Origin of the sequence: Herbidospora sakaeratensis, assembly GCF_001570525.1 — a bacterium.
Taxonomy (GTDB): Bacteria; Actinomycetota; Actinomycetes; order Streptosporangiales; family Streptosporangiaceae; genus Herbidospora; species Herbidospora sakaeratensis.
The window spans coordinates 517,933-538,314 of the sequence record NZ_BBXC01000011.1; the positions used below are offsets into that span (position 1 = coordinate 517,933).

23 protein-coding genes and 1 tRNA gene are annotated in these 20,382 nt (G+C 69.6%); 10 read left to right on the top strand and 14 right to left on the bottom strand.

The window, feature by feature from the left end:
• Positions 1–117 precede the first annotated feature (117 nt).
• Positions 118–936, top strand: coding sequence for a sigma-54-dependent transcriptional regulator family protein (locus AW271_RS18495; RefSeq protein WP_157554343.1), 819 nt, complete (start codon positions 118–120; stop codon positions 934–936).
• Positions 937–985: 49 nt separating this feature from the next.
• Here AW271_RS18495 and AW271_RS18500 read toward each other — a convergent pair.
• Positions 986–1,070: transfer RNA gene (locus tag AW271_RS18500), tRNA-Tyr, on the bottom strand.
• Positions 1,071–1,163: 93 nt separating this feature from the next.
• Here AW271_RS18500 and AW271_RS18505 point away from each other — a divergent pair.
• The 3 genes from AW271_RS18505 to AW271_RS18515 all read left to right on the top strand — a co-directional run bounded on the left by AW271_RS18505 (position 1,164) and on the right by AW271_RS18515 (position 3,134).
• Entirely contained in the window at positions 1,164–1,646 is a 483-nt protein-coding gene (locus AW271_RS18505; RefSeq protein WP_062338619.1) for a GNAT family N-acetyltransferase, read from the top strand.
• Between the two features lie 17 nt (positions 1,647–1,663).
• A complete protein-coding gene (locus AW271_RS18510; RefSeq protein WP_062338397.1) occupies positions 1,664–2,155 on the top strand; it encodes a YajQ family cyclic di-GMP-binding protein in 492 nt (163 codons plus the stop codon).
• Between the two features lie 262 nt (positions 2,156–2,417).
• Positions 2,418–3,134 (top strand): SDR family oxidoreductase, encoded by a 717-nt coding sequence (locus AW271_RS18515; RefSeq protein ID WP_062338399.1) that lies wholly within the window; start codon positions 2,418–2,420, stop codon positions 3,132–3,134.
• Here AW271_RS18515 and AW271_RS18520 read toward each other — a convergent pair.
• Both AW271_RS18520 and AW271_RS18525 read right to left on the bottom strand, forming a co-directional pair.
• Positions 3,088–3,525, bottom strand: a complete 438-nt coding sequence (locus AW271_RS18520; protein WP_157554347.1) for a hypothetical protein — start codon at positions 3,523–3,525, stop codon at positions 3,088–3,090. The genes AW271_RS18515 and AW271_RS18520 overlap by 47 nt on opposite strands.
• 2 nt (positions 3,526–3,527) lie before the next feature.
• Entirely contained in the window at positions 3,528–4,043 is a 516-nt protein-coding gene (locus AW271_RS18525) for a hypothetical protein (protein WP_157554349.1), read from the bottom strand.
• A 104-nt stretch (positions 4,044–4,147) separates the two neighbouring features.
• Between AW271_RS18525 and AW271_RS18530 the strand changes: the two genes are divergently transcribed.
• Both AW271_RS18530 and AW271_RS18535 read left to right on the top strand, forming a co-directional pair.
• The gene (locus AW271_RS18530) at positions 4,148–5,131 is read left to right on the top strand and encodes a TolB-like translocation protein (RefSeq protein ID WP_062338405.1); all 984 of its coding nucleotides are present in this window, start codon (positions 4,148–4,150) and stop codon (positions 5,129–5,131) included.
• A 19-nt stretch (positions 5,132–5,150) separates the two neighbouring features.
• Complete coding sequence (locus AW271_RS18535) at positions 5,151–5,726, top strand: pyridoxamine 5'-phosphate oxidase family protein (protein WP_062338407.1); 576 nt, start codon at positions 5,151–5,153, stop codon at positions 5,724–5,726.
• Here AW271_RS18535 and AW271_RS18540 read toward each other — a convergent pair.
• From AW271_RS18540 to AW271_RS38580, 7 genes are all read right to left on the bottom strand, one after another.
• Positions 5,723–6,538, bottom strand: coding sequence for a M48 family metalloprotease (locus tag AW271_RS18540; protein WP_062338409.1), 816 nt, complete (start codon positions 6,536–6,538; stop codon positions 5,723–5,725). The genes AW271_RS18535 and AW271_RS18540 overlap by 4 nt on opposite strands.
• Before the next feature lie 65 nt (positions 6,539–6,603).
• A complete protein-coding gene (locus tag AW271_RS18545; RefSeq protein WP_062338412.1) occupies positions 6,604–8,019 on the bottom strand; it encodes an NADH-quinone oxidoreductase subunit N in 1,416 nt (471 codons plus the stop codon).
• On the bottom strand, positions 8,016–9,497 hold the full coding sequence (locus AW271_RS18550; protein ID WP_062338414.1) for a complex I subunit 4 family protein: 1,482 nt from the start codon (positions 9,495–9,497) through the stop codon (positions 8,016–8,018). Before AW271_RS18550 ends, AW271_RS18545 begins: the two co-directional genes overlap by 4 nt.
• A 145-nt stretch (positions 9,498–9,642) precedes the next feature.
• Positions 9,643–11,469, bottom strand: a complete 1,827-nt coding sequence (locus tag AW271_RS18555; protein ID WP_062338416.1) for an NADH-quinone oxidoreductase subunit 5 family protein — start codon at positions 11,467–11,469, stop codon at positions 9,643–9,645.
• Positions 11,466–11,774 carry an NADH-quinone oxidoreductase subunit NuoK gene (nuoK, locus tag AW271_RS18560; protein ID WP_062338417.1) on the bottom strand — a complete coding sequence of 103 codons (309 nt, stop codon included), beginning with the start codon at positions 11,772–11,774 and terminating at the stop codon, positions 11,466–11,468. The genes AW271_RS18555 and nuoK overlap by 4 nt, the downstream gene beginning before the upstream one ends.
• A complete protein-coding gene (locus AW271_RS18565) occupies positions 11,774–12,307 on the bottom strand; it encodes an NADH-quinone oxidoreductase subunit J family protein (protein WP_062338419.1) in 534 nt (177 codons plus the stop codon). Before AW271_RS18565 ends, nuoK begins: the two co-directional genes overlap by 1 nt.
• Positions 12,304–13,194 carry a 4Fe-4S binding protein gene (locus AW271_RS38580; protein ID WP_083976808.1) on the bottom strand — a complete coding sequence of 297 codons (891 nt, stop codon included), beginning with the start codon at positions 13,192–13,194 and terminating at the stop codon, positions 12,304–12,306. Before AW271_RS38580 ends, AW271_RS18565 begins: the two co-directional genes overlap by 4 nt.
• Before the next feature lie 156 nt (positions 13,195–13,350).
• On the opposite strand from AW271_RS38580, the gene AW271_RS18575 reads away from it, so the two are divergent.
• Positions 13,351–13,971, top strand: coding sequence for a ComEA family DNA-binding protein (locus tag AW271_RS18575; protein ID WP_062338421.1), 621 nt, complete (start codon positions 13,351–13,353; stop codon positions 13,969–13,971).
• 39 nt (positions 13,972–14,010) lie between these two features.
• Positions 14,011–15,309, top strand: a complete 1,299-nt coding sequence (locus AW271_RS18580; RefSeq protein ID WP_062338423.1) for a serine/threonine-protein kinase — start codon at positions 14,011–14,013, stop codon at positions 15,307–15,309.
• Here AW271_RS18580 and nuoH read toward each other — a convergent pair.
• From nuoH to AW271_RS18595, 3 genes are read right to left on the bottom strand one after another with little or no spacing between them, the layout of a single operon-like run.
• Complete coding sequence (nuoH, locus tag AW271_RS18585) at positions 15,306–16,253, bottom strand: NADH-quinone oxidoreductase subunit NuoH (RefSeq protein ID WP_062338425.1); 948 nt, start codon at positions 16,251–16,253, stop codon at positions 15,306–15,308. The genes AW271_RS18580 and nuoH overlap by 4 nt on opposite strands.
• A complete protein-coding gene (locus AW271_RS18590; protein ID WP_062338427.1) occupies positions 16,246–16,770 on the bottom strand; it encodes an NADH-quinone oxidoreductase subunit C in 525 nt (174 codons plus the stop codon). Before AW271_RS18590 ends, nuoH begins: the two co-directional genes overlap by 8 nt.
• The gene (locus AW271_RS18595) at positions 16,767–17,252 is read right to left on the bottom strand and encodes an NADH-quinone oxidoreductase subunit B (RefSeq protein WP_030457030.1); all 486 of its coding nucleotides are present in this window, start codon (positions 17,250–17,252) and stop codon (positions 16,767–16,769) included. The genes AW271_RS18590 and AW271_RS18595 overlap by 4 nt, the downstream gene beginning before the upstream one ends.
• Positions 17,253–17,301: 49 nt before the next feature.
• Between AW271_RS18595 and AW271_RS18600 the strand changes: the two genes are divergently transcribed.
• Positions 17,302–18,480, top strand: coding sequence for an RNA-guided endonuclease InsQ/TnpB family protein (locus AW271_RS18600; protein WP_218008086.1), 1,179 nt, complete (start codon positions 17,302–17,304; stop codon positions 18,478–18,480).
• Here the strand turns inward: AW271_RS18600 and AW271_RS18605 are convergent.
• A complete protein-coding gene (locus tag AW271_RS18605; protein ID WP_062338429.1) occupies positions 18,444–18,815 on the bottom strand; it encodes an NADH-quinone oxidoreductase subunit A in 372 nt (123 codons plus the stop codon). The two genes, AW271_RS18600 and AW271_RS18605, sit on opposite strands and share 37 nt — an antisense overlap.
• Before the next feature lie 97 nt (positions 18,816–18,912).
• Here AW271_RS18605 and AW271_RS18610 point away from each other — a divergent pair, with 97 nt between their 5' ends.
• On the top strand, positions 18,913–20,358 hold the full coding sequence (locus tag AW271_RS18610; RefSeq protein WP_083976810.1) for a polysaccharide deacetylase family protein: 1,446 nt from the start codon (positions 18,913–18,915) through the stop codon (positions 20,356–20,358).
• Positions 20,359–20,382: the final 24 nt, after the last annotated feature.

Consider the following 20,382-nt stretch of genomic DNA (forward strand, 5'->3'; position numbering starts at 1 on the left):
CTTTGCCCGTCCATTACCGAACCCATGGCGATTGTTCTCACTATTCAGATTTAACGTGAAATGTTGCGACGGCTCTTGGCATCGCCGTGAGCCACAGGCGAGATCATGGAGTTGATTTTGAGCACAACCTCCGCGGAGCAGGCGGTACGCGCACCGATCCTGAATTCGTGGCGGCGCTGTCAGGACGCCGGTCTGATTCCTGGCGCCGTCAGGGCCCGCCTGCTCGACGACCTGGACCTCGACAGCATCCTGGTGCGCGCGGCGCGGCCCGTCTTCGACCGCCTCCAGATCGAGATCGCCGACACCCCCTCGGGCCTGTTCCTGACCGACGCCTCCGGAGCGCTGACCCGGCGCTTCCTGGGCGAGGCGTCCATGCAGAGGACGGTGGACGGCCTCGGCGTCCTTCCCGGCTTCAGCTACGCCGAGTCGGACATCGGCACCAACGCCGCCGCCTCCGCGCTGGTGGAACGGCGAACCTCCCTGGTGTCGGGAAGCGAGCACCTGTGGGACGAATTCCAGCAGTTCGACGCCGTAGGAAGCCCCGTGCGCAACCCTCTGACCGGGCGGATAGAAGGGGCCCTGTGCATCGCCGCGGTGAGCGAACGCATGAACGCGCAGGTGAAGCCGATGATGCGGCGGGCGATCGAGGAGGTCGAGCAGAACCTGGTCGACCTGAGTGCCAGCCGTGAGCGGGCCCTGTTCACGCGGTTCCTCAACTCGCGGTCCCCCGCTGCGGTACCGGCCTCCGTGCCCTCGGACCTGCCGTTCCGCGACCGGCTCGCGCTGGAGGACGCCGCGGTGCGGCTGGTGGCGCAGGGTCGGGAGGCGACGGTGGAGATCGGCCTGTCGGACGGGCGTACGGCGACGGTCGTCGCGCAACTGGTCGCCGGCCCGGCTGATTTGAGGGGGATCGCCGTGCAGGCGTGGGTTTCGTAAACGGGAACGGCCCCCGATCAGCGTGCTGATCGGGGGCCGTTCTTCCTGCTGGTGGCAGGTCCAGGGTTCGAACCTGGGTAGGCTTAGCCGACGGATTTACAGTCCGCTCCCTTTGGCCACTCGGGCAACCTGCCGTGTCATCCGCCTCTCGGCGGCGACAGGTAAGAGAATAGCGGACTCACGCCGTACACGTGACATCGGTTTGTCCCAGACGTCCGTCGCCCATGATGGCCGATGTGATCAGACATCCGACCCCCGCCGAGCTGCCCGGCCTGGCCGCCATCGAACTGGCCGCCGACGCGCGGTTCGCCCCGCTGGGCATCGTCTTCCCGCCCGGCACCACCATGATCGAAGAGGTCTCCGACCCCGCGCGTGTCTACGTGACCGGCCGTCCCCCGGTGGGCTTCGCTCTCGTGGGCGGCGTGGACGGTCATGTGCATCTCGACCAGTTGGCGGTGCATCCCGTACACGAGGGAAAAGGCCTGGGCACGGCGCTGCTGGAAGCCGTCTGCGCCCTCGGCCACGTCACCCTGACGACGTTCAGGGACGTGCCGTGGAACGCCCCCTGGTACGCCAGGCGCGGCTTCCACGTCCTCGACTCCGCCGAGTGGGGACCCGAACTCGAAGCCCTCGTAGCACATGAACGGGAGCTCGGGATCGAGGTGGCGCCGCGAGTGGTCATGAGGCGGCTAAGGTCGGTAGGAACGTAGAGAGGACACGGACACCGATGGCCGATAGCAGTTTCGACGTTGTCTCTGAGATCGACCGCCAGGAGGTCGACAACGCGCTGAACCAGACGGTCAAAGAGGTCGGGCACCGCTTCGACTTCAAGGGCACGGGCGCGGAGATCTCCTGGTCCGGGCAGAAGGACATCGAGATCAAGGCGAACAGCGAGGAGCGGGCCAACGCGGTCCTCGACGTGTTCCGCGAGAAGTTGATCAAGCGCGGGCTGTCCCTGAAGGTCCTCGACGCGGGTGAGCCGAAGCTTTCCGGCAAGGAATATCGGCTGATGGTCGCCCTCAAGGAGGGCATCGACCAGGAGAACGCGAAGAAGATCTCCAAGATGATCCGCGACGAGGGGCCCAAGGGCGTGAAGGCCCAGATCCAGGGCGAGGAGCTGCGGGTGAGCTCCAAGAAGAAGGACGACCTGCAGGAGGTCATCACCCTGCTGAAGGGCAAAGACCTGGACATCGCGCTGCAGTTCAAGAACTACCGTTAACACCGCTGGTCTTTGGCCTGCTGACCTGCATCTTTGTGTTCAGCCGAAGATCAGAGGGCACATTCGGGGCACACGGTCGCCGATCTTGAGGCGACCATGTGCCCCGAGTCCTTTCCGGAGTCATGCCAGGTGCGGGCCCTGGGCCGAGCGGGTCAGGCATTTCCGACCTTCGGCTAAAAACCATCCCAGCCGTCCGCCCGCCACACCCCCGCCCTCTCCCCCTCTCGTTACGGTCGAAAGCGACCAGCGAAAGGGCACCGGGATGTCATCCTCGCTCGACGGCCGCACCGTCGTCGTGATCGGCCGTGGCAGTGGGCTCGCCCATGCCGTCACCCTCGCCGCCCGTGCCCACGGGGCCGACGTGGTCGTCGCCGGGCGTGACCAGGAAGCCCTCGGGAACGCCTACGACGACGAGCGCATCACCGCCGAGCACGTCGACGTCACCGACGACGACAGCATCGCCGCGCTGGCGCGACGCCTCGGCCGGGTCGACCACGTCGTCTCGACCGCTTCCGCCCGGGCCCGGGGCAGGCTGGGTGAGCTCGATCGGGAGGCGTTGCGGCGGTCGTTCGACACGAAGGTCATCGGGCCGGTCATGGTCGCGAAGCACTTCGCGCCGCACATCGCCGAAGGCGGGTCGTTCGTGTTGTTCTCCGGGGTCGCGGCGTTCAAGCCGGCCATCGGTTATCTCGGGGTCGCCATCACCAACGGCGCGGTCGACTTTCTCGCCCGGTCGCTGGCGCTCGAACTCGGGCCGATCCGCGTCAACGCGATCTCTCCCGGAGTGATCGACACCGGGATCTGGGACTCCATGGGCGAGGAAGGCAAGAACGCCTACTTCACGGGGCTGCGCACCCGGAATCCGGCCCGGCGGATCGGCACGCCCGAGGACATCGCCGACGCCGTCGTCTTCGCGATGACCAACCCGTTCCTCACGGGCGTGACGTTGCGGGTCGACGGCGGGGAACCGCTGACCTGAGGGCCCGCTCGCGCCGGGACGCGTCGGCCAGCACCGCCCCGAGTCCCGCCGTGGCCAGCAGGTGGAACACGTACCAGCCGGGCAGGACGGCGGTGAAGGTCGCGACCACCGCCAGGGAGAAGGCCGCCGTGCCGTGTACGTATCGCCCCAGCGCCGTCCACAGGATCAGGCCGTAGAACAGGATCCCGCCCCGGTCGAGGTCGAACGCCCAGACGTCCACCGACACCCGCGGCATGGGCTCGGGCACGTGGGGGACGTTCTGCAGCGGCGCGTACGACCCCCCGTACACGATTTCGCCGCCGAACGGCAGGAAATACGACTCACCCGTAAAAGCACCCAAGAAGGTCAGCAGAATCAGGGCGTCGCCCACGAACTGTCGTAATCGTGTCATCGTCAGAAAATGGCCAGAGCCACCAGCAGGCCGAGCACCCCGGCCACGTACCCGACGGAAATCGGTTTCTCTCTGGCCTCACGCCGCGACGACACGACGAGAACCGTCACCATGGCCAGAGTCGCGGCGAGGTGGCCGGCGAACCAGAGCGCCACGGGCGGGTTGCCCTCGCCGAGTTGCCAGCCGGAGAAGGCGGCGGCCAGGGCGAGACCGAACGCCGGGAGGGCGTAGCGGAAGCGGCCGAGCACGGCCCAGATCACCAGGCCGACCAGCAGGATCGTCCCGTATTGGTGGTGGAGTTGGCGCAGCAGCAGGCCGCCGCTCACGTCGAAGCTGAGCGTCAGGACCGACTCGTAGGCGCGGGGCATCATGACACCGGCGAGAGGCGTGTAGGCGCCGTCGTAGGGCACCACCTCGTCGCTGATCTCGTAGTGGGTGCCGAGATAGACGCCGACCACCACGACGACCAGTGTGACGGCGATGAGGAGATCGCCCAATAACTGGCGTGCGCGTTCCATTCGCCAGATTCCATCACAAGTGGGTCGCCCTCATGCCGGATACCGATTCCCTGCCAACTTCCGCGCCGGTTCCGGCATCTACTCCGGTGACGAAAGGAACGCACATGAAGAAGCGTGCATACGCGGCGGCCGTGTTGACGGCGCTCGCGGTGGTGTCGCCGGTGGCGGTCGCGGAGGCGTCGACGGGAGCCGCCTCCTCGCCCGCCCGGTACGTCTGGCTGAAGTCGTGCCCCAAGGCCGGCTACACGGTGCCCTGCGGGGATTGGATGGTCTCCCGCCGGGACGGCAGCACGACGTCGATTCCCGACGCGCAGGTCTACCAGGTCACGGCGTCGGGGGGCGTCAACCGGGAGACCTCGCTGCAGCCGGCGTTGAGCGGCGACGGGCGGCGCGTCGCCTATTTCACGGCGTCGACGAAGAAGCTGGTGGTGCGCGACCTCGTGAGCGGCAAGGTCCATCCGGTCCGGGGCGCGGCGGCGAAGCTGCCGAAGGGGCTGCTCATCAACGACGTCGACACGCTGCTGTCGTACGACGGGAAGCAGCTCGCCATCGACTACGTGCAGGGCAAGCAGCCCACGAAGGTGGTCGACGTGGCGTCGGGCAGCTACTACACGCTGCCCTTCGACGCGGCCCTCCAGGGGTTCAGCGGCGACGGGTCGAAGGTGATGGTGACCGAGACCTCCGACCAGAACACCACGATCTTCTCCTCCTACGACGCCGACGGCGAGCTGAACAGCCAGGAGGTGCCGCAGGTCGTCGACGACAACTACCCGCTGGCGCTGGCCGACGACGGGCGTTCGGTCGCGGTGTTCATCGAGGGCCGTCAGGCCGCGGTGCGGACCTACGACCTGTCGTCCGACTCCGTCGGGCCGCCGGTGAAGCTCACGATGCCGAAGGGCGAGCGGGCGAACAAGCTGGTCTGGCAGACCTCCGACCGGCTGCTGCTCTGGACGTACCGGAACAACGCCAACGGCGACGTCCTCGGCGGCGGGCTGCGGACGATCGACGTCGACACCGGGAAGCTGACGAAGGTCGACACCTGGAGCCTGCGGTCCAACCTGTGGATATGGTGGCTGCCGGGCGAATGATCGGAGTTATCGTCCGGTCATGGGCAAACAATATGACGTGATCAACGACCGGCTGCGGGAGTTCGTGACCTCACAGCCGGTCTACTTCGTCGCCACCGCCCCCGAGAGTGGCGGGCATGTCAACGTGTCCCCCAAGGGTTACGCCGACACCTTCGCCATCCTCGACGACACCACCGTCGCCTACCTCGACCTCGACGGCAGCGGCGTCGAGACCATCTCCCACCTGCGGGACAACGGCCGCATCACCATCATGTTCGCGGCGTTCTCCGGGCCGCCGAAGATCGTCCGCCTGTACGGCTCCGGCGAGGTCGTGACCCCGGGCGACAGCCGCTTCGAGGCGTTGCTGAAGAACTTCGGGCCGCATCCGGCCGTCCGGTCGGTGATCGTGGTGAGCTGCGACCGCATCTCCGACTCGTGCGGCTACTCGGTGCCGTTCATGGCGTTCGAGGAGGACCGCACCCTCCTCGACGACCAACACGAGCTCGCCGGCTCGAAGAAGCGGCAGTTCGAGCGGTCGAGCGGCCTCCGGGAGAGCATCGACGGCCTGTTCGGGCTGCACCCCGGCGAGACCGACCCGGCGCATCGCCGCAGCTAGCGCAGCCGTTCGAGGTTGGCGACCCGTTCGGCGGTGGTCGGCCGGGTCGCGAACGGACCCGCGAACAACATGTGGCTGGCGCTGGCGATCCGGCCGTTGCGCGGCAGCGGCCGGGCCCGGTTGCTGGCGTCGATCCGGCGCAGCGCCGACGCGAGGGCGAGCGGGTCGCCCGTCATCCGCGCCGACGCCTCGTCGGCGGCGAACTCGCGGTCGGGCGGCAGCGCGAGCCTGACCAGCCTGGTCGCGATCGGCGCGAGCAGCGCGGCGACGAACCGGGTCAGCGGGGCCGGGGTCTCGTCGTCGGCGCGGCGCACCCCGAACACCGGGCCCAGGTAGCCCGACGTGGTGAACATCGTCGCCAGCGCGCCGGCCACCGAGGCGAGCAGGGTGTCATGGTTGTGTACGTGGGCCAGCTCGTGCCCGATCACACCACGCAGCTCCCGCTCGTCGAGCAGCGTCAGCAGACCCTGCGTGACGATGACGGCGGACTTCCGCGGGGTGCGGCCGGTGGCGTAGGCGTTGGGCTGGGCCAGCGGGGAGACGTACAGGCGGGGCATGGGGCGGCGGGCCTGCGTGCACAACTCCCGCACGATCGTGTAGAGGGCGGCGTGCTCGACCTCGCCGACGGGCCGGGCGCGGAGCGCCGCGAGGGCGAAACGATCGGAGAAGAAGTAGGCCACCCACACGGTGACCCCGGCCAGCGGCAGCCCCGCCATCAGGCCGGTGACTCCCCCGAGCAGCCCCGCGACCACGACGATCAGCACGGCGCACGCGCCCAGCACCCCCGCCGTACGCGTCCCGTTTCTCCGCATCGTCCACCTCCTCCCGCTCCTCCCCTCCAACGTGAGCGGACGTTTGGGCGTTCCCGTCCCGAACGTCAGCCCAGCGTGGCGAGGACGAGCTGGGGGGCGACCGAGAAGCCCACCGCCACGGCCGTGGCCACCCCGACCGCGATCCAGGCCGGCGTGGACGCGGCGGGCCGCGTGGCGTCGGCGGGGGTGAACAGGCGGGCGGTCCAGGCGATGTAGTAGTAGAGGCCGATCACCGTGTTGACGGCCATCACCACCGCGAGCCAGCCGAGCCCGCCCGCGACGACCTCACGGAAGACGACGACCTTGGCGAACAACCCGGCGAGGCCCGGGGGCAGCCCGGCCAGGCAGATGAGCGCGAACGCCAGCGCCAGCCCGGCGACCGGCCGGCTGGAGACCAGACCTCGGTAGCCGTCGAGGGTGTCGTGCGGGACGGCCATCACCACGGCGAAGGCGGTCAGGTTCATGGCGGCGTAGAAGACCAGGTAGGCGGTGGCGGCCTGGGCGTCGGTGGTCGCGATGGGAGCCAGGACGTATCCCGACTGGGCCACCGACGACCAGGCCAGCAGCCTGACGGGATGAGTCTGCCGCAGCGCCAGCACGTTGCCGACGGTCATGGTCAGCGCGGCCAGCACGGCGACGATCGGTGTCCAGGTGGCCGACTCGCCCGGCAGGGCCTGGGTGAGGACCAGGATGAGCCCGGCGAACCCTGCGGCCTTCGACACGACCGACAGCAGGGCCGCGACCGGGATCGGCGCGCCCTGGTAGACGTCGCCCGCCCAGAAGTGGAACGGCACCGCAGCGATCTTGAACCCGAACCCGGCCACGACCATGACGGCTCCCACCGCCACCACGGGCCCGGCTCCCGGGCGTTCGGGCTGCGCCAGCGCCGCCGCGATCGCGTCGAGGTGGACGGCCCCCGTGATGCCGTAGAGGAGGCTGACGCCGAAGAGCATCACGGCCGTGGAGACGACGGAGACGACGAACAGCTTCAGCGCCGCCTCGGCCCCGCGGCCGTCGTAGCGGCGCAGCGCGGTCAGCGCGAACACCGGCAACGAGACGAGTTCGAGCGCGACGACCAGCATGATGAGGTCGCGCGACGCGGGCAGGGTGACCGCTCCGGCCAGGGCCGCGAGCAGCAGGAAATACCACTCCCCGACGGGGATGTCGCCCTGCGCGAGCTGCCCCATCGACAGCAGGACCACGACGGCCCCCGCCCCGAGGGCCAGCCCCGCGAACACGACGGTGGTGGCGTCGACGACGTAGGAGCAGCCGACCGACGGCACGCAGAACGTCTCCCGCACACCCCGCTGGGCTGCCACCACGGCGAACGCCGCCACCAGGGAGGCCAGGGTGACGCAGCCGAGGGCGGTCCGGACGCCGGGCCGGGCGGGCAGGAACGCGTCGAGCAGCAGGACGAGCCCGGCGGCCAGCGCCAGGATCAGGGGCGCGGCGATCGCCCAGTAGTCGATCGACTGGATCACGGCACCCCCAGAAGCGCGTGGACGGCCGGTGTGGTCAGCCCGAGCAACGCCGACGGCCACAACCCGAACACCAGGATGAGCACGACCAGCGGCACCCAGGCGGTCAGCTCGACCCGGGTGGCGTCGTGGATGGCCGGCCCCGGCCCGCCCCACGGCCCGTGGGTGAGCCGCGACAACATGACCAGGAAGTAGGCCGCCGTCAGCACCGCCCCGAGCCCGCCGATCACCATGAACGTGAGGAACAACCCCCGGGGCAACCCGGCGGCCGGTTCGTAGGCTCCCTGGAGGGCGAGCATCTCGCCCCAGAACCCCGCCAGCCCGGGCAATCCGAGCGACGCGACGCACGCGAACGTCAGCAGCGACCCGACATAGGGCAGCCGCCCGAGCAGCCCCGACCCGAGCCGGTCGAGGTCGGACGTGCCGTGCCGCTCCTTCAACGCCCCCACCAGGAAGAACAGCAGACCGGTGATCAGCCCGTGGGCGACGTTCCCGAAGAGGGCGGCGTTGATGCCGACCGGCGTGAGCGTCGCGAACCCGAGCAGCACGAACCCCATGTGCCCCACGGACGAGTAGGCGATCAGCCGCTTCAGGTCACGCTGCGCCAGGCACGCCAGCGCGCCGTAGACGATGCCGACGACGGCCAACGCCCCCAGCCACGGCGCGACGGCCGCGGCCCCCTCGGGCAGGATCGGGATGGCCACCCGCGCGAACCCGTAGGTGCCCATCTTCAGCAGCACCCCCGCGAGCAGCACCGACCCCACGGTCGGGGCCTCGGTGTGCGCGTCGGGCAACCAGGTGTGCAGCGGCCACATCGGCGTCTTGACGGCCAGCCCGAGCCCGATGGCGGTGAACGCGAGGATCTGCGCCGTCCGGCTCATGGGGTGCTCGGCCGCCAGCCGGACCATGTCGAGGGTGCCGGTCTGCGCCCAGACGTAGAGCAGCCCGACCAGCAGCACCGCCGACCCGAGCAGCGTGTAGAGAATGAACTTGTACGCCGCCCGCCGCCGCCCCTCGCCACCCCAGACGGCGATGACGAAGTACATGGGGATCAGCACGACCTCGAAGAACACGAAGAACAACAGCAGGTCGAGCGAGAGAAACGTGCCGATCATCCCGAGCTCGAGCACCAGCAGCGCGAAGACGAGCTCCCTGGCCCGCGGCGGCCGATGCCCGGCCAGATAAACAAGGCACAGCAGGGTCAGCAACGCGGTCAGGACAACGAGCGGCAGTGAGATCCCGTCGACGCCGAGATGGAACCGCACCCCGAGCCAGGGAATCCAGGCGAGGTCGACGGTGCCCTGCATGGTCCCGGCGTCGGAGTAGTCGAACACGGCCGCCACGGCGACGGCGACCGCGAGCACAACCCCGGACACAACCAGCCCGAACCGCACGGCCACGGCCCCAAGCGGCCCCGGCACGAGCAACGCGAGCGCCCCCAACAGAGGAAGGGCCAGCAACGCGACCAGAAGCACGTTCACGCCCTCACCACCCCACCCAGCACCAGGGCGGACCTGTCCAATTTCAAGGCGAAACCCGCCAAACGCGCCGAACACCGCCCCGCCACGCGGAAGCCGCCACGTCGCGCGAACCGCACCCGGGCCAGGGGAGAAGGCAGGTGGAAGGTCATCCCAGCACCACCGCCCCGACCGCGATCAGCAGCACCCCGGCGAGCACGCCCGTCACGTAGAGCTGGGCGTTGCCGTTCTGGAGGTGGCGGGTCAGGCCCGACAGACCGACCGTCGCCCGGCCGGTCGCTCGCACCGCGCCGTCGACCACGTCGTCGTCGGTGCGCACCACGCCCCGGGCCAGCGCCAGCACCGGGCGGACGAACACCGCCGCGTACAGCCGGTCGACGTAGAACGCCTGCTCGCACGGGTCTCGGAAGGGCCCCAGCAGGCGGGCCGGGTCGCGTTCCGGCGCGCCGCGCCAGATCACGTACACGAAGGCCGCGCCCAGCAGTGCCACGGCCAACGCCGTCACCGCGGGGGCGAGGTGGAACTCGCCGGCGTCGGTGAAGCCGAGGAGGAGGGCCGGGACGGCCAGGACGCCCATCGGCCACAACATCGACAGCGGGGCCTCCCTGCCGTCGAAGACGTGGGCGGTGCCGGGGGCGGGTTCGGGGAGGGCCTGGATCTTGCCGGTGCCGAAGAAGGTCATCAGCCACGCCCGGGTCGCGTAGGCGCCGGTCACGCCGACGGTCAGCAGGGCCGAACCGTAGAGGACGAGCTGGATGGGGCTGGACGAGCGCTCCAGGCCGTAGAGGATCGCGTCTTTGCTGAAGAAGCCGCTGGCGGGGGGCAGGCCGATCAGGGCGGCGTAGCCGATGGTCATGGTCGTGAACGTCACCGGCATCGACCGGCGCAGGCCGCCCATGTGGCCGAGCAGGTTGGAGCCCACGTGGTGGATGACCGCGCCGGCGCAGAGGAACAGCAGGGCCTTGAACGCGCCGTGGGTGACCAGGTGGAAGACGGCCGCGTCGCGGGCGCCTCCGGCCAGGGCGGCGGCCATGTAGGCGAGCTGGCTGATGGTCGAGTAGGCCAGCACCCGTTTCAGGTCGTTTTGGGCGAAGGCCGCGAGGGCCGCGCCGAGCATGCCGATCGCGGCGGCGACGCCGAGCACGTCGAGGGTGGGCTGCGGGAACAGCACGTAGAGGCGGGCCACCACGAAGATGCCCGCCGCCACCATGGTCGCGGCGTGGATCAGGGCGCTGATCGGGGTCGGGCCGGCCATCGCGTCGGGGAGCCAGGTGTGCAGCGGGACCTGGGCGCTCTTGCCGGCCACCCCGGCGAGCAGCAGCAGCGTCGCCAGGACCAGCGTCGGCTCGGGGATGTCGGCGGCCATGATGTCGGCGATGCGGAACGAACCGGCCGCGAAGCCCAGGACGAAGATGCCGAACAGGAAGCCGACGTCACCCAGGCGGGTCACCAGGAACGCCTTGATCGCGGCCCGCGAGTTGGCCCGCTCCTCCCACCAGTGGCCCACCAGGAGGTAGGAGCACAGGCCCATGATCTCCCAGCCGACGTACAGGACCAGGAGATCGGCCGCGAACACGACCAGCAGCATCGCGCTGGTGAACAGGCTGATGAAGGCGCTGAAGGACGGATAGCGGGACTCGCCCCGCATGTAGCCCACCGAGTAGACCTGCACCGCCAGCGCCACCACGCCGACGAGCATCGCCGTCAGCACCGACAGTTCGGCGACCTCCAGCCCGACGGTGATCGCGATCCCGCCGGTGTCGATCTTGGTCAGCACACTGGTCGACGGCGTGTTCTCCCAGGCCAGCCAGCCGACGAGGGCCGTCGACAGGGCGGTCGGCACGACCCCGAACCAGGCCGCGCGTTTGTTGGCGGCCAGGTTGTCGGCCGGGCTGCGGCCGTGGGGGTGGCGCGGCAACAGCAGGCCCAGTACGGCTCCCGCGAACGGCAGCACCACCACGAGAGACGCGATCACGGCTCCCCCAGTTCGCGCAGCCGGTCGAGCTCGATGGCCTTGCGGGTGCGGAATACCGCCAGCACGATGGCCAGCCCGATCCCGACCTCGGCGGCCGCGATGACGATCACGAAGAGGGTCAGCACCTGGCCGGAGTGGAGCACGTCGCGCAACCAGACGTCGAAGGCGACCAGGTTCAGGTTGACCGCGTTGAGCATGAGCTCGACCGACATCAGGACGAGGATGGTGTTACGCCGGGCGAGGACGCCGTACACGCCGACGGAGAAGAGCAGCGCGGCCACGACGGCGGGATAGACGACGTGCATCAGCGCCGCCCTTTGATGTCGGTGCGCGACAACACGATCGCGCCGATGAGCGCGGCCAGCAGCAGCACCGAGAGCGCCTCGAACGGCAGCACCCAGTTACGGAAGATGCTCGCGCCCAGTTCCTCGGCCGACCCGGCGCCCGGCCGCAGCTCGGCGTAGGCGTGCTGGAACCCGCCCACGACGACACCGACCAGCACCCCGGCGGTGGCGACGGCGACGACGGCCGCGACCACGCGGTTGCCGGAGTCGAGGTCGTCGCTCCGGCCGATGGGCGCCCGGGTCAGCATGATCCCGAACAGCAGCAGCACCACGACCGCGCCCACGTAGATCAGCACCTGCACCCAGGCGACGAACTCGGCCGTCAGCACGAGATAACACCCGGCAAGGGCCCCGAAGCAGACCACCAGCCACAACGCGGCGTGCACCAGCTGCCGCGTCGTCACCACCAGCAGCGCCGACCCCACGGCGACCAGCCCGAGCAGCAGGAAGACGACCTCAAGCGTGGACGGCGGCCAGAAGTCGACGCCGTTCACGGCCCCTCCTCATCGGGCCGCTCCCCGCTTTCCGGCTCGCCCGCATCGGATGGACCAGGGGCACCCTCACCACCGGCGGGCCGGTCGGGCAGCCGCCCCGGCGGCCGGATCGACCGCACGTCACGAGGCGCCCGGGGCCTCCGGGGCGGCTCCTCTGACGGCCGCGATCCTTCCGAAGGTTCCTCCGGAGCCGCCGACTCCTCACCGGGCGTCCGGTCAGGAAGCCTCCCCGGAGGGCGGATCGAGCGCACATCACGCGCGGGACGCGGCTTGACCTCGCCGGCGCCCTCTCCTTCAGCACCCTGAGGCAGCCGACCCGGCGGCCGGATCGCACGGACGTCACGCGCCGGACGCGGCTTCGCCTCGCCGGAGCCCTCCTCGCGCGCGGGCGGGGGCGTCTCGCTCGGCTCCGGCTTGGTCGCGCCGCCGCCGCTCGGGCCGCGGGCCGGGCGCTTGCTCGCCGTCACCTCCTTCGGAGGTTCCGCGTTGGCCTCGTGGCGCGGGGGCGCGGGGACCCCGGCGACCCACTCGCCCAGGCGGTCCTTCTCATGGAGGAGGTTGCGGATGTCGCCTTCGGCGTATTCGAACTCCGGGGCCCAGAAGAGCGCGTCGAACGGGCAGACCTCGATGCAGATCCCGCAGTACATGCACAACGAGAAGTCGATCGCGAAGCGGTCGAGCACGTTGCGTTGCCGGGGCCGGCCGCCCTCGGGTGCGGGCAGGGTCTCCTTGTGGGAGTCGATGTAGATGCACCAGTCGGGGCACTCGCGCGCGCAGAGCATGCATGACGTGCAGTTCTCCTCGACCAGCGCGATCACGCCGCGCGATCGGGGCGGCAGGTCGGGTTTGACCTCCGGGTACTGCTGCGTCACCGAGCGACTGAGCATGTGTCGCAGCGTTACGGCCAAGCCCTTGGCCAGGCCCGTTCCTGGTATGCGCGCCACGATCCAACATCATCCCCTAGAACAGGCCACTCGTGAATGTGACGACCCGGCCCTATCGGTTTTCTCCAGGTCGAGACAGAAAGTCCGTATCCTTCGCATATGGACCAGGTGCCGCGGTCGGCGGCTCGCGGCTTGCTCTGGGCGGTGGCGCCCCTGGTCACCATTGGTTTCGCGACGCCGTTCACGTTCGGGTGGGCCGGTCTGCGGCGGCGCAGCTGGTGGCTGGTGCTCTCCGGGGCCCTGTACGCCGCCTCGATGGCCGCCTGGCTCCTCATCGGCAACGTAACAGGTACCCCCTCCGGGATCTGGGCCGCGGTCATGGTTCTGGGCCTCTTCGTGTCGTGGCTGGGCGGAACGCTCCACGCGTTCGCGGTCAGGAGGAAGGTGTTCGGCCCGGCCTGCCCGTTCGAGCGGGCGCGGCTGCTGCGCAGGGAGGCCCGCGCGCTGGCCTCCCGGAATCCGGGCCGGGCGCGGCGGCTGGGGGTCGGCCGGCCCGACCTGGGGCGGCGGTTCGACGACGGCGGGCTGGTCGACATGAACCACGCGCCCGCGATCGTGCTCCGGACCGTTCCCGGGATGACGCCCGACCTGGTCGAACGAGTGCTGGAGGCGCGCAGCCGGACGGTCACCTTCACCTCGGCGGAGGACCTGTCCGACCTGCTCGACCTGCCCGTGGCGAACAGGGATGAGCTCTCCGAATACGGCGTCTATCTCCCGTAATAGCGGCGCTTGGCGTCGGAAGTACGTATTGTTCGCGCTGTGCATCCGTACTGGCAACCGCCGCAGAAGCCCGCCTCGAACACGGCGGTGTCCTGGTTGTGGGCGATTGTTCCGCTCTTCACCTGCGGGTTCGGCACGCCGTTCGCCGTCGGCTACGCGGCGGCGAAGAAGCGTAGCCCTCTGCTCATCGTCGCCACCGGGGTCTACGCCCTGAACTTCGTCGTCTTCATCATCGCCATCGCCAGCTACGAAGACGTCGACATGTGGCCCACGTGGCTCGACACGACCACGACGATCGGCCTGATAGTGAACTGGTTCGGCGGGCTCGCGAACACCCTGATCATCCGGCGCGGGGTGTTCGAGCCGGGGCACGCCTGGCAGCCCGTACAGCAGCAGCCTCAGCGGCCCTACCAGCCCCCGCGGCCGATGCCGATGCCGCCGCCGCAGCAGCAGACCTACCAGCAACCGCAGCCCCCGCGGCCGACCTACGTCCCGCAGCCGCAGCCCCGGCCGTTCACGCAGCCCACCCACCCCTCGACGATGGGGGTGCAGCCGCGCAACCAGGGCCCGCAGTGGCTGGGGCCCTACCAGGTGATCGGCGATCTCGGGCAGGGCGGGCAGGGCGCGGTCTACCTGGGGGTCGACCAGCGCGGGCAGAAGGTCGCCATCAAGGTGCTGCACGCCCACATCGCCAAGGACAAGGACGCCCAGGCGCGGTTCCTGCGCGAGGTCGACGCGGCCCGCCGGGTGGCGCCGTTCTCCACGGCCCGGGTGCTCGACGTGAACATCACCGACGACCTGGCCTACGTCGTCTCGGAGTACGTCGACGGCGTGTCGCTGGAGCAGCTCGTCAAGGACAAGGGCCCGCGCACCGAAGACGGGCTGACCCGGCTCGCCCTGGCGACGGCCGGCGCGCTGGCCGCCATCCACAAGGCGGGCATCGTGCACCGCGACTTCAAGCCGAGCAACGTGCTGATCGGCTCCGACGGCCCCCGGGTGATCGACTTCGGCATCGCCAAGGCGCTCGACCAGGTCAACGCGACCGCCAGCCAGGTCATGGGCACCCCGGCCTACATGTCGCCGGAGCAGGTCGGCGGTCGGCCGGTCGGGCCGGAGACCGACATCTTCGCCTGGGCGGCCACGATGGTCTTCGCGGCGTCGGGCAAGAACGCGTTCGGGCAGGACACGATCCCGGCGATCCTCAACCGGATCATCAACCACCAGCCCGACCTGAGCGAACTGCCGATGTCGTTACGGGCCCTGGCGGCGTCGTGCCTCGACAAGAACCCGGCGAACCGGCCGACCGCCTCGGACATCATGTTGCGGATCGTGCACTAGAGGACCTTCACCACCCCGGTCAGCGCGAGCTGCACCAGCGCCAGCGGCACCAGGCCGACCCAGGCGAGCCGCTGGAGCTGGTCTTCGCGCATCCGGGGGAAGCTGACCCTGACCCAGATGACGACGAACGCCAGGGCGAAGATCTTGATGAGGGTCCAGACCGGGCCGGGCAGCAGCGGGCCCTGCCAGCCGCCCAGGTAGAGGACCGTGGTGAGCGCCGACAGGACCACGATCCCGGCGTACTCGGTCAGCATGAACAGGGCGAACCGGATGCCGGTGTACTCGGTCATCGGGCCCATGATGATCTCCGACTCGGCGATCGGCATGTCGAACGGCGGACGCCGCAGCTCGGCCAGCCCGGCGACGAAGAACACCACCGCGCCGATCGCCTGCCAGGCCAGCCACCAGGGTTGCCACGCCTCGACGATGCCCTGGAGCGACAACGTCCCGGCCGCCATGGCCACGCTGGAGGCGGCCAGCACCAGCGGCAGCTCGTACGACATCAGCTGCGCCGCCGACCGCATGCCGCCCAGCACCGAGTACTTGTTGCCCGACGACCACCCGGCCATGATCGAGCCCAGCACGCCGACGCCCATCACGGCCAGCACGAAGAAGATCCCGGCGTCGAGGTCGACCCCGAGCAGCCCGGGCCCGACGGGGATCACCACCATGACGACCAGGTAGGGCACCAGCGCGACCGCCGGGGCCAGTTTGAAGACGGCCCGGTCGGCCGCCGCCGGGATGACGTCCTCCTTCTGCATGAACTTGACGCCGTCGGCGATGAGCTGGGCCCAGCCGTGGAAGCCGCCGGCGTACATGGGGCCGAGGCGTGACTGCATGTGGGCCATGGCCTTGTGTTCCATCTGGCCGACGATCAGCGGCAGCAGCAGGAACGCGCCGACGATCACGACCACCCTGATCGCGACTTCCAGCAGCTCAGGCATTGCGCCCCCAGTCGGTCGGCACGCCGGGCGGCAACATCTTCCGGCGCGACGGCGCGCCGCCCGACTCGCCGGGTTCCTTCGCGCCGGGCCAGGTCTTGGCCACCCGGGCGGCCAGCACGAAGCTCTTGCGCAGCGGGTGGCCCTCGAAGCCGTCGGGCAGCAGCAGGGGCTTCAGATCGGGGTGGCCGTCGAAGACCACGCCGAACATCTCGAAGGTCTCCCGCTCGTGCCAGTCGGCTCCCCGGAACACACCGACCGCCGAAGGGAGATGCGGATGGGCCAGCGGTACGTGGGTGCGTACCAGCAGACGAAGGTGTCTCTCCTGGTCGGCGAGGTGGGCGACGACGGCGAAGCCCTCGGGCGGGTTGTCGACGGCGGTCAGCCAGTCGAAGAAGGCGTACCCCCGGTCGCGGCAGAAGGTGAGCACCTCGATCCAGTCGGCCGGGCCGACGTCGGCTGTCGTCTCCCCGAACGACTCGGAGACCACGACCCGGGAGCCGAACTCGTCGAGGATCATGCCAGCGACTCCCCCGCGATCTTCTCCTGGAGCTTCATGATCCCGTGGAGCAGCGCCTCGGGGCGGGGCGGGCAACCGGGCACGTAGACGTCGACCGGGATGATCTGGTCGACGCCCTTGGTGACGCAGTAGGAGTCCCAGTAGGGGCCGCCGGTGTTGGAGCAGGCCCCGAACGAGATGACGTACTTCGGATCGGGCATCTGCTCGTAGAGGCGCAGGACGGCCGGGGCCATCTTGTCGGTGACCGTGCCCGAGACGATCATCAGGTCGGCCTGGCGGGGCCCGTTGGCGAACGGGATGACCCCGAACCGGATGAAGTCGTGGCGGCTCATCGAGGTGGCGATGAACTCGATCGCGCAGCAGGCCAGGCCGAAGTTGAAGACCCACAGGGAGTAGCGGCGGCCCCAGTTCAGCACGAATTTCATCGGCTTCGGGGCGAGGCGGGCCGCCGGGCCGAACGTCGGGGTGGGCAGATCAACCATGGGTTTCGATACCCCGTTTTTGTCGGTGACTTTCGGTAGTCTTCCGGTCATGTCGCGCTACCGGCCTGCCCCGACGCCCGCCCAGGAGGCGGCCTTGGCGGAGCACCGCAGGCACGCGCGATATGTGTGGAACCTGGCTGTCGAGCAGCACTCGGGCTGGAAGCCGGGCCGGAAGTCCCCTCCCGGGTTCGCCGAGCAGTGCAGACAGCTGACTGAGGCGCGCGCCGAATACGCGTGGCTGCGGGCGGGTTCCATCGTCGTCCAGCAACAGGCGCTCAAGGACTTCGCGCAAGCCGTGACGAACTTCTTTGGAAGAACGCACAAACGGCCGACGTGGCGTCGACGAGGACGGCATGAGGGGTTCCGGATCGTCGCCGTGAAAGCCGACGACCTTCGCCGGCTCTCTCGGCACGTCGGCGAAGTGCGGGTTCCCAAGGTCGGCTGGGTGCGATTCCGCTGGTCCCGAGCCGTTCCCGGGTCGGGTGAGGCCGTAGGCGTGGATCGGGGTGTCACGGTCAGCGCCGCGCTCTCCAGCGGGGAGATGACCAACGCACCCGTCTTGCGCGAGACCGAGAAGTTCCGCCTGCTCCGGCTTCTGCGCATGCTCGCGCGGGCGAAGCCCGGCTCCAACCGGCGCCGGAAGGTCAAGAAGGCAGCCGCCAAGCTGAAGGCGCGCGAGAAGGATCGCCGCAAGGACGGGGTCGAGAAGACCAGCACCGATCTCGCGCGCCGCTACGACATGATCGCCGTCGAAGACCTGAACGTCTCCGCCATGACCCGATCGGCGCGTGGCGGCATCGAGGCCCCCGGGAGGAACGTCCGGCAGAAAGCCGGGCTCAACCGGGGCATCCTCGCCAGCGGCTGGGGTCACCTGGTCGAACGCTTGGAGCACAAAGCGCCTGGCCGGGTCGTCAGAGTCAGTCCGGCGTTCACCTCGCAGACCTGCAACGCCTGCAAGCACGTCGCTCGGGAGAGCCGCGAGAGCCAAGCTCTCTTCCGCCGCGTGGCCTGCGGACTTCAGTGCAACGCTGACGTGAACGCAGCCAGGAACATTCGAGACCTCGCCGCAGGGCATGCGGTGAATGCGCGCGGAGGCGACCGGATCACCGGGCCAGTGAAGCGCGAACCCCAACTCGTCCTCCTTTCAGCGAGAGATGAGGTGGAATCCCTTCCTTCCGGGAGGGGAGGATGTCAAGTCCAAGTCAGCACGCGCTTGCGCCACGCGTAGACGATGCCGAGCGCGATGAACGCCAGGAACACGAACATCTCGACGAGAGTGGTCAGGCCATACCCGGGCGCGGCGAAGACCGTCGCCCAGGGGAAGAGGAACACCGCGTCGACGGCGAACACCACATAAAGATAGGTGAAGACGTAGTACCTGACCTGCGACTGGGCCCAGCCGTCGCCGACGGGGTCGACGCCGCACTCGTAGGTGGTCAGCTTCGCCTCGGTGGGTCGGTCGGGGCGCAGCAGCCGGTTGATCAGCAGGGCGCCGGCGAAGATCGCCGCCCCGATGGCCAGCAGCACGGCGACGACCGCGTACGACCCGAAGTATCCGTCCACCCCTTGATAATCGCGCAGTTGAACGCCGAACCAAAGAAGCTCACGGACACTGCCAAGTCACAGCAAACCACGCTCAAGCGCCAATAATCTGACATTTATGCCCGTTTTGCGATTCACCGGAGGAATCGCGACGCTCGCCGCCGCGTGCTGCGCGTGCGGCGTTGCCTTCAACTCCCCGGCTGACGAGGTGCCCCCGCCGTCGGAGCCGACGATGCTGACCTTCGTCGACCCGGCCGCGGTGCCCGGGCTCCAGGTTCAGACGATCTACAAAGAGACGGGCAAGGCCAACGTCCACCTGACCTACCCCCAGATCCCGGGCGCGACGCCGCTGAGCGACCGGATGCGGGCCGACCTGGTCGCCGAGGCCAAGGCCTTCAACGAGAAGGCCGACAAGGGAAAGGCGGCGCTGCCCAAGTCGGAGATCAACGTCGAGTGGCAGCTCACCGCGGTGTCGCCGAAGGTCAGTGGCGTCCGCCTCCGGACGGGCCGCTACGAGGGCGCCTCGTGGGTCAACTCGACCCGGACCCTCTGGTACGACGGCGCCCGCGTCGTCACCTCCGATCTGCTGGTCAAGAACCTCGACGCCCTCGCGCGGGCGGTCGGGGCCCGGCTGGCCGACGACGCCGAGGTCGATCACGGGGCGATCAAGGCCGACCGGGCGCTGTTCGACTCGCTCGACTTCAACTCGCGGGGCGACCTGGTGGTGGAGTTCGACGACTACGAGATCGGGCCGGGCGCGCTGGGCCGGGTGGCCACGGCGATCCCGAAGCAGGACGCGATCCCGCTGCTGTCGGACTTCGGCAGGGCCGCCCAGCGAGCCGTCGAGTCGGCCCGGCCGACCACCCCGCCCGAACTGCGGGACCCTCCGGAGGCCACGGCGCCGGCGGTGCCGGGGAAGGTCGACTGCCGGGTCGCCCGCTGCGTCGCCCTGACGTTCGACGAGGGGCCGGGGCCGTACACCGACCGGATCCTGACCGCGCTCGGCGCCACCCGCGCCACCTTCTTCCTCACCGGCACCAGCGCGGCGGCCCGGCCCGACCTGCTGCGCCGGATGGCGCGCGACGGCCACCTGGTCGGCAACCACGGCTGGTCGCACCGCGACCTGACGACGCTCCCGGACAACCGCATCTACGAGCAGTTGTCGCGCACCCAGGACGTCATCGCCCAGTCGACCGGCAGCGTCCCGGCCCTGATGCGGCCCCCCTACGGCGCCACCAACCCCGACGTCGCCAAGGTCGCCGGCGAGCTGAAGCTCAGCGTGGTCACCTGGGACGTCGACGGCGGCGACGAGGGCGACGCCACCCCGCAGGAGATCTGCAAACGGGTCACCTCGGCCGTGAAGCCCGGCTCGATCGTGCTCCTGCACGACCTGGGCCCCGCCACCCCCGAAGCCATCCCGCTCATCCTGAAGGAACTCGAGGAACGCGGATACTCTTTTGTCACCGTTCCCGAGTTGTACGGAACACGCCCGATGCGGCCAGGCGTAACCTACGAATCGGCCGCCGACGTGGCCGTCTCGCGCTATGGGCGGCCGCTACCGTGAATCCAGCGGGGACATATAGTTAGG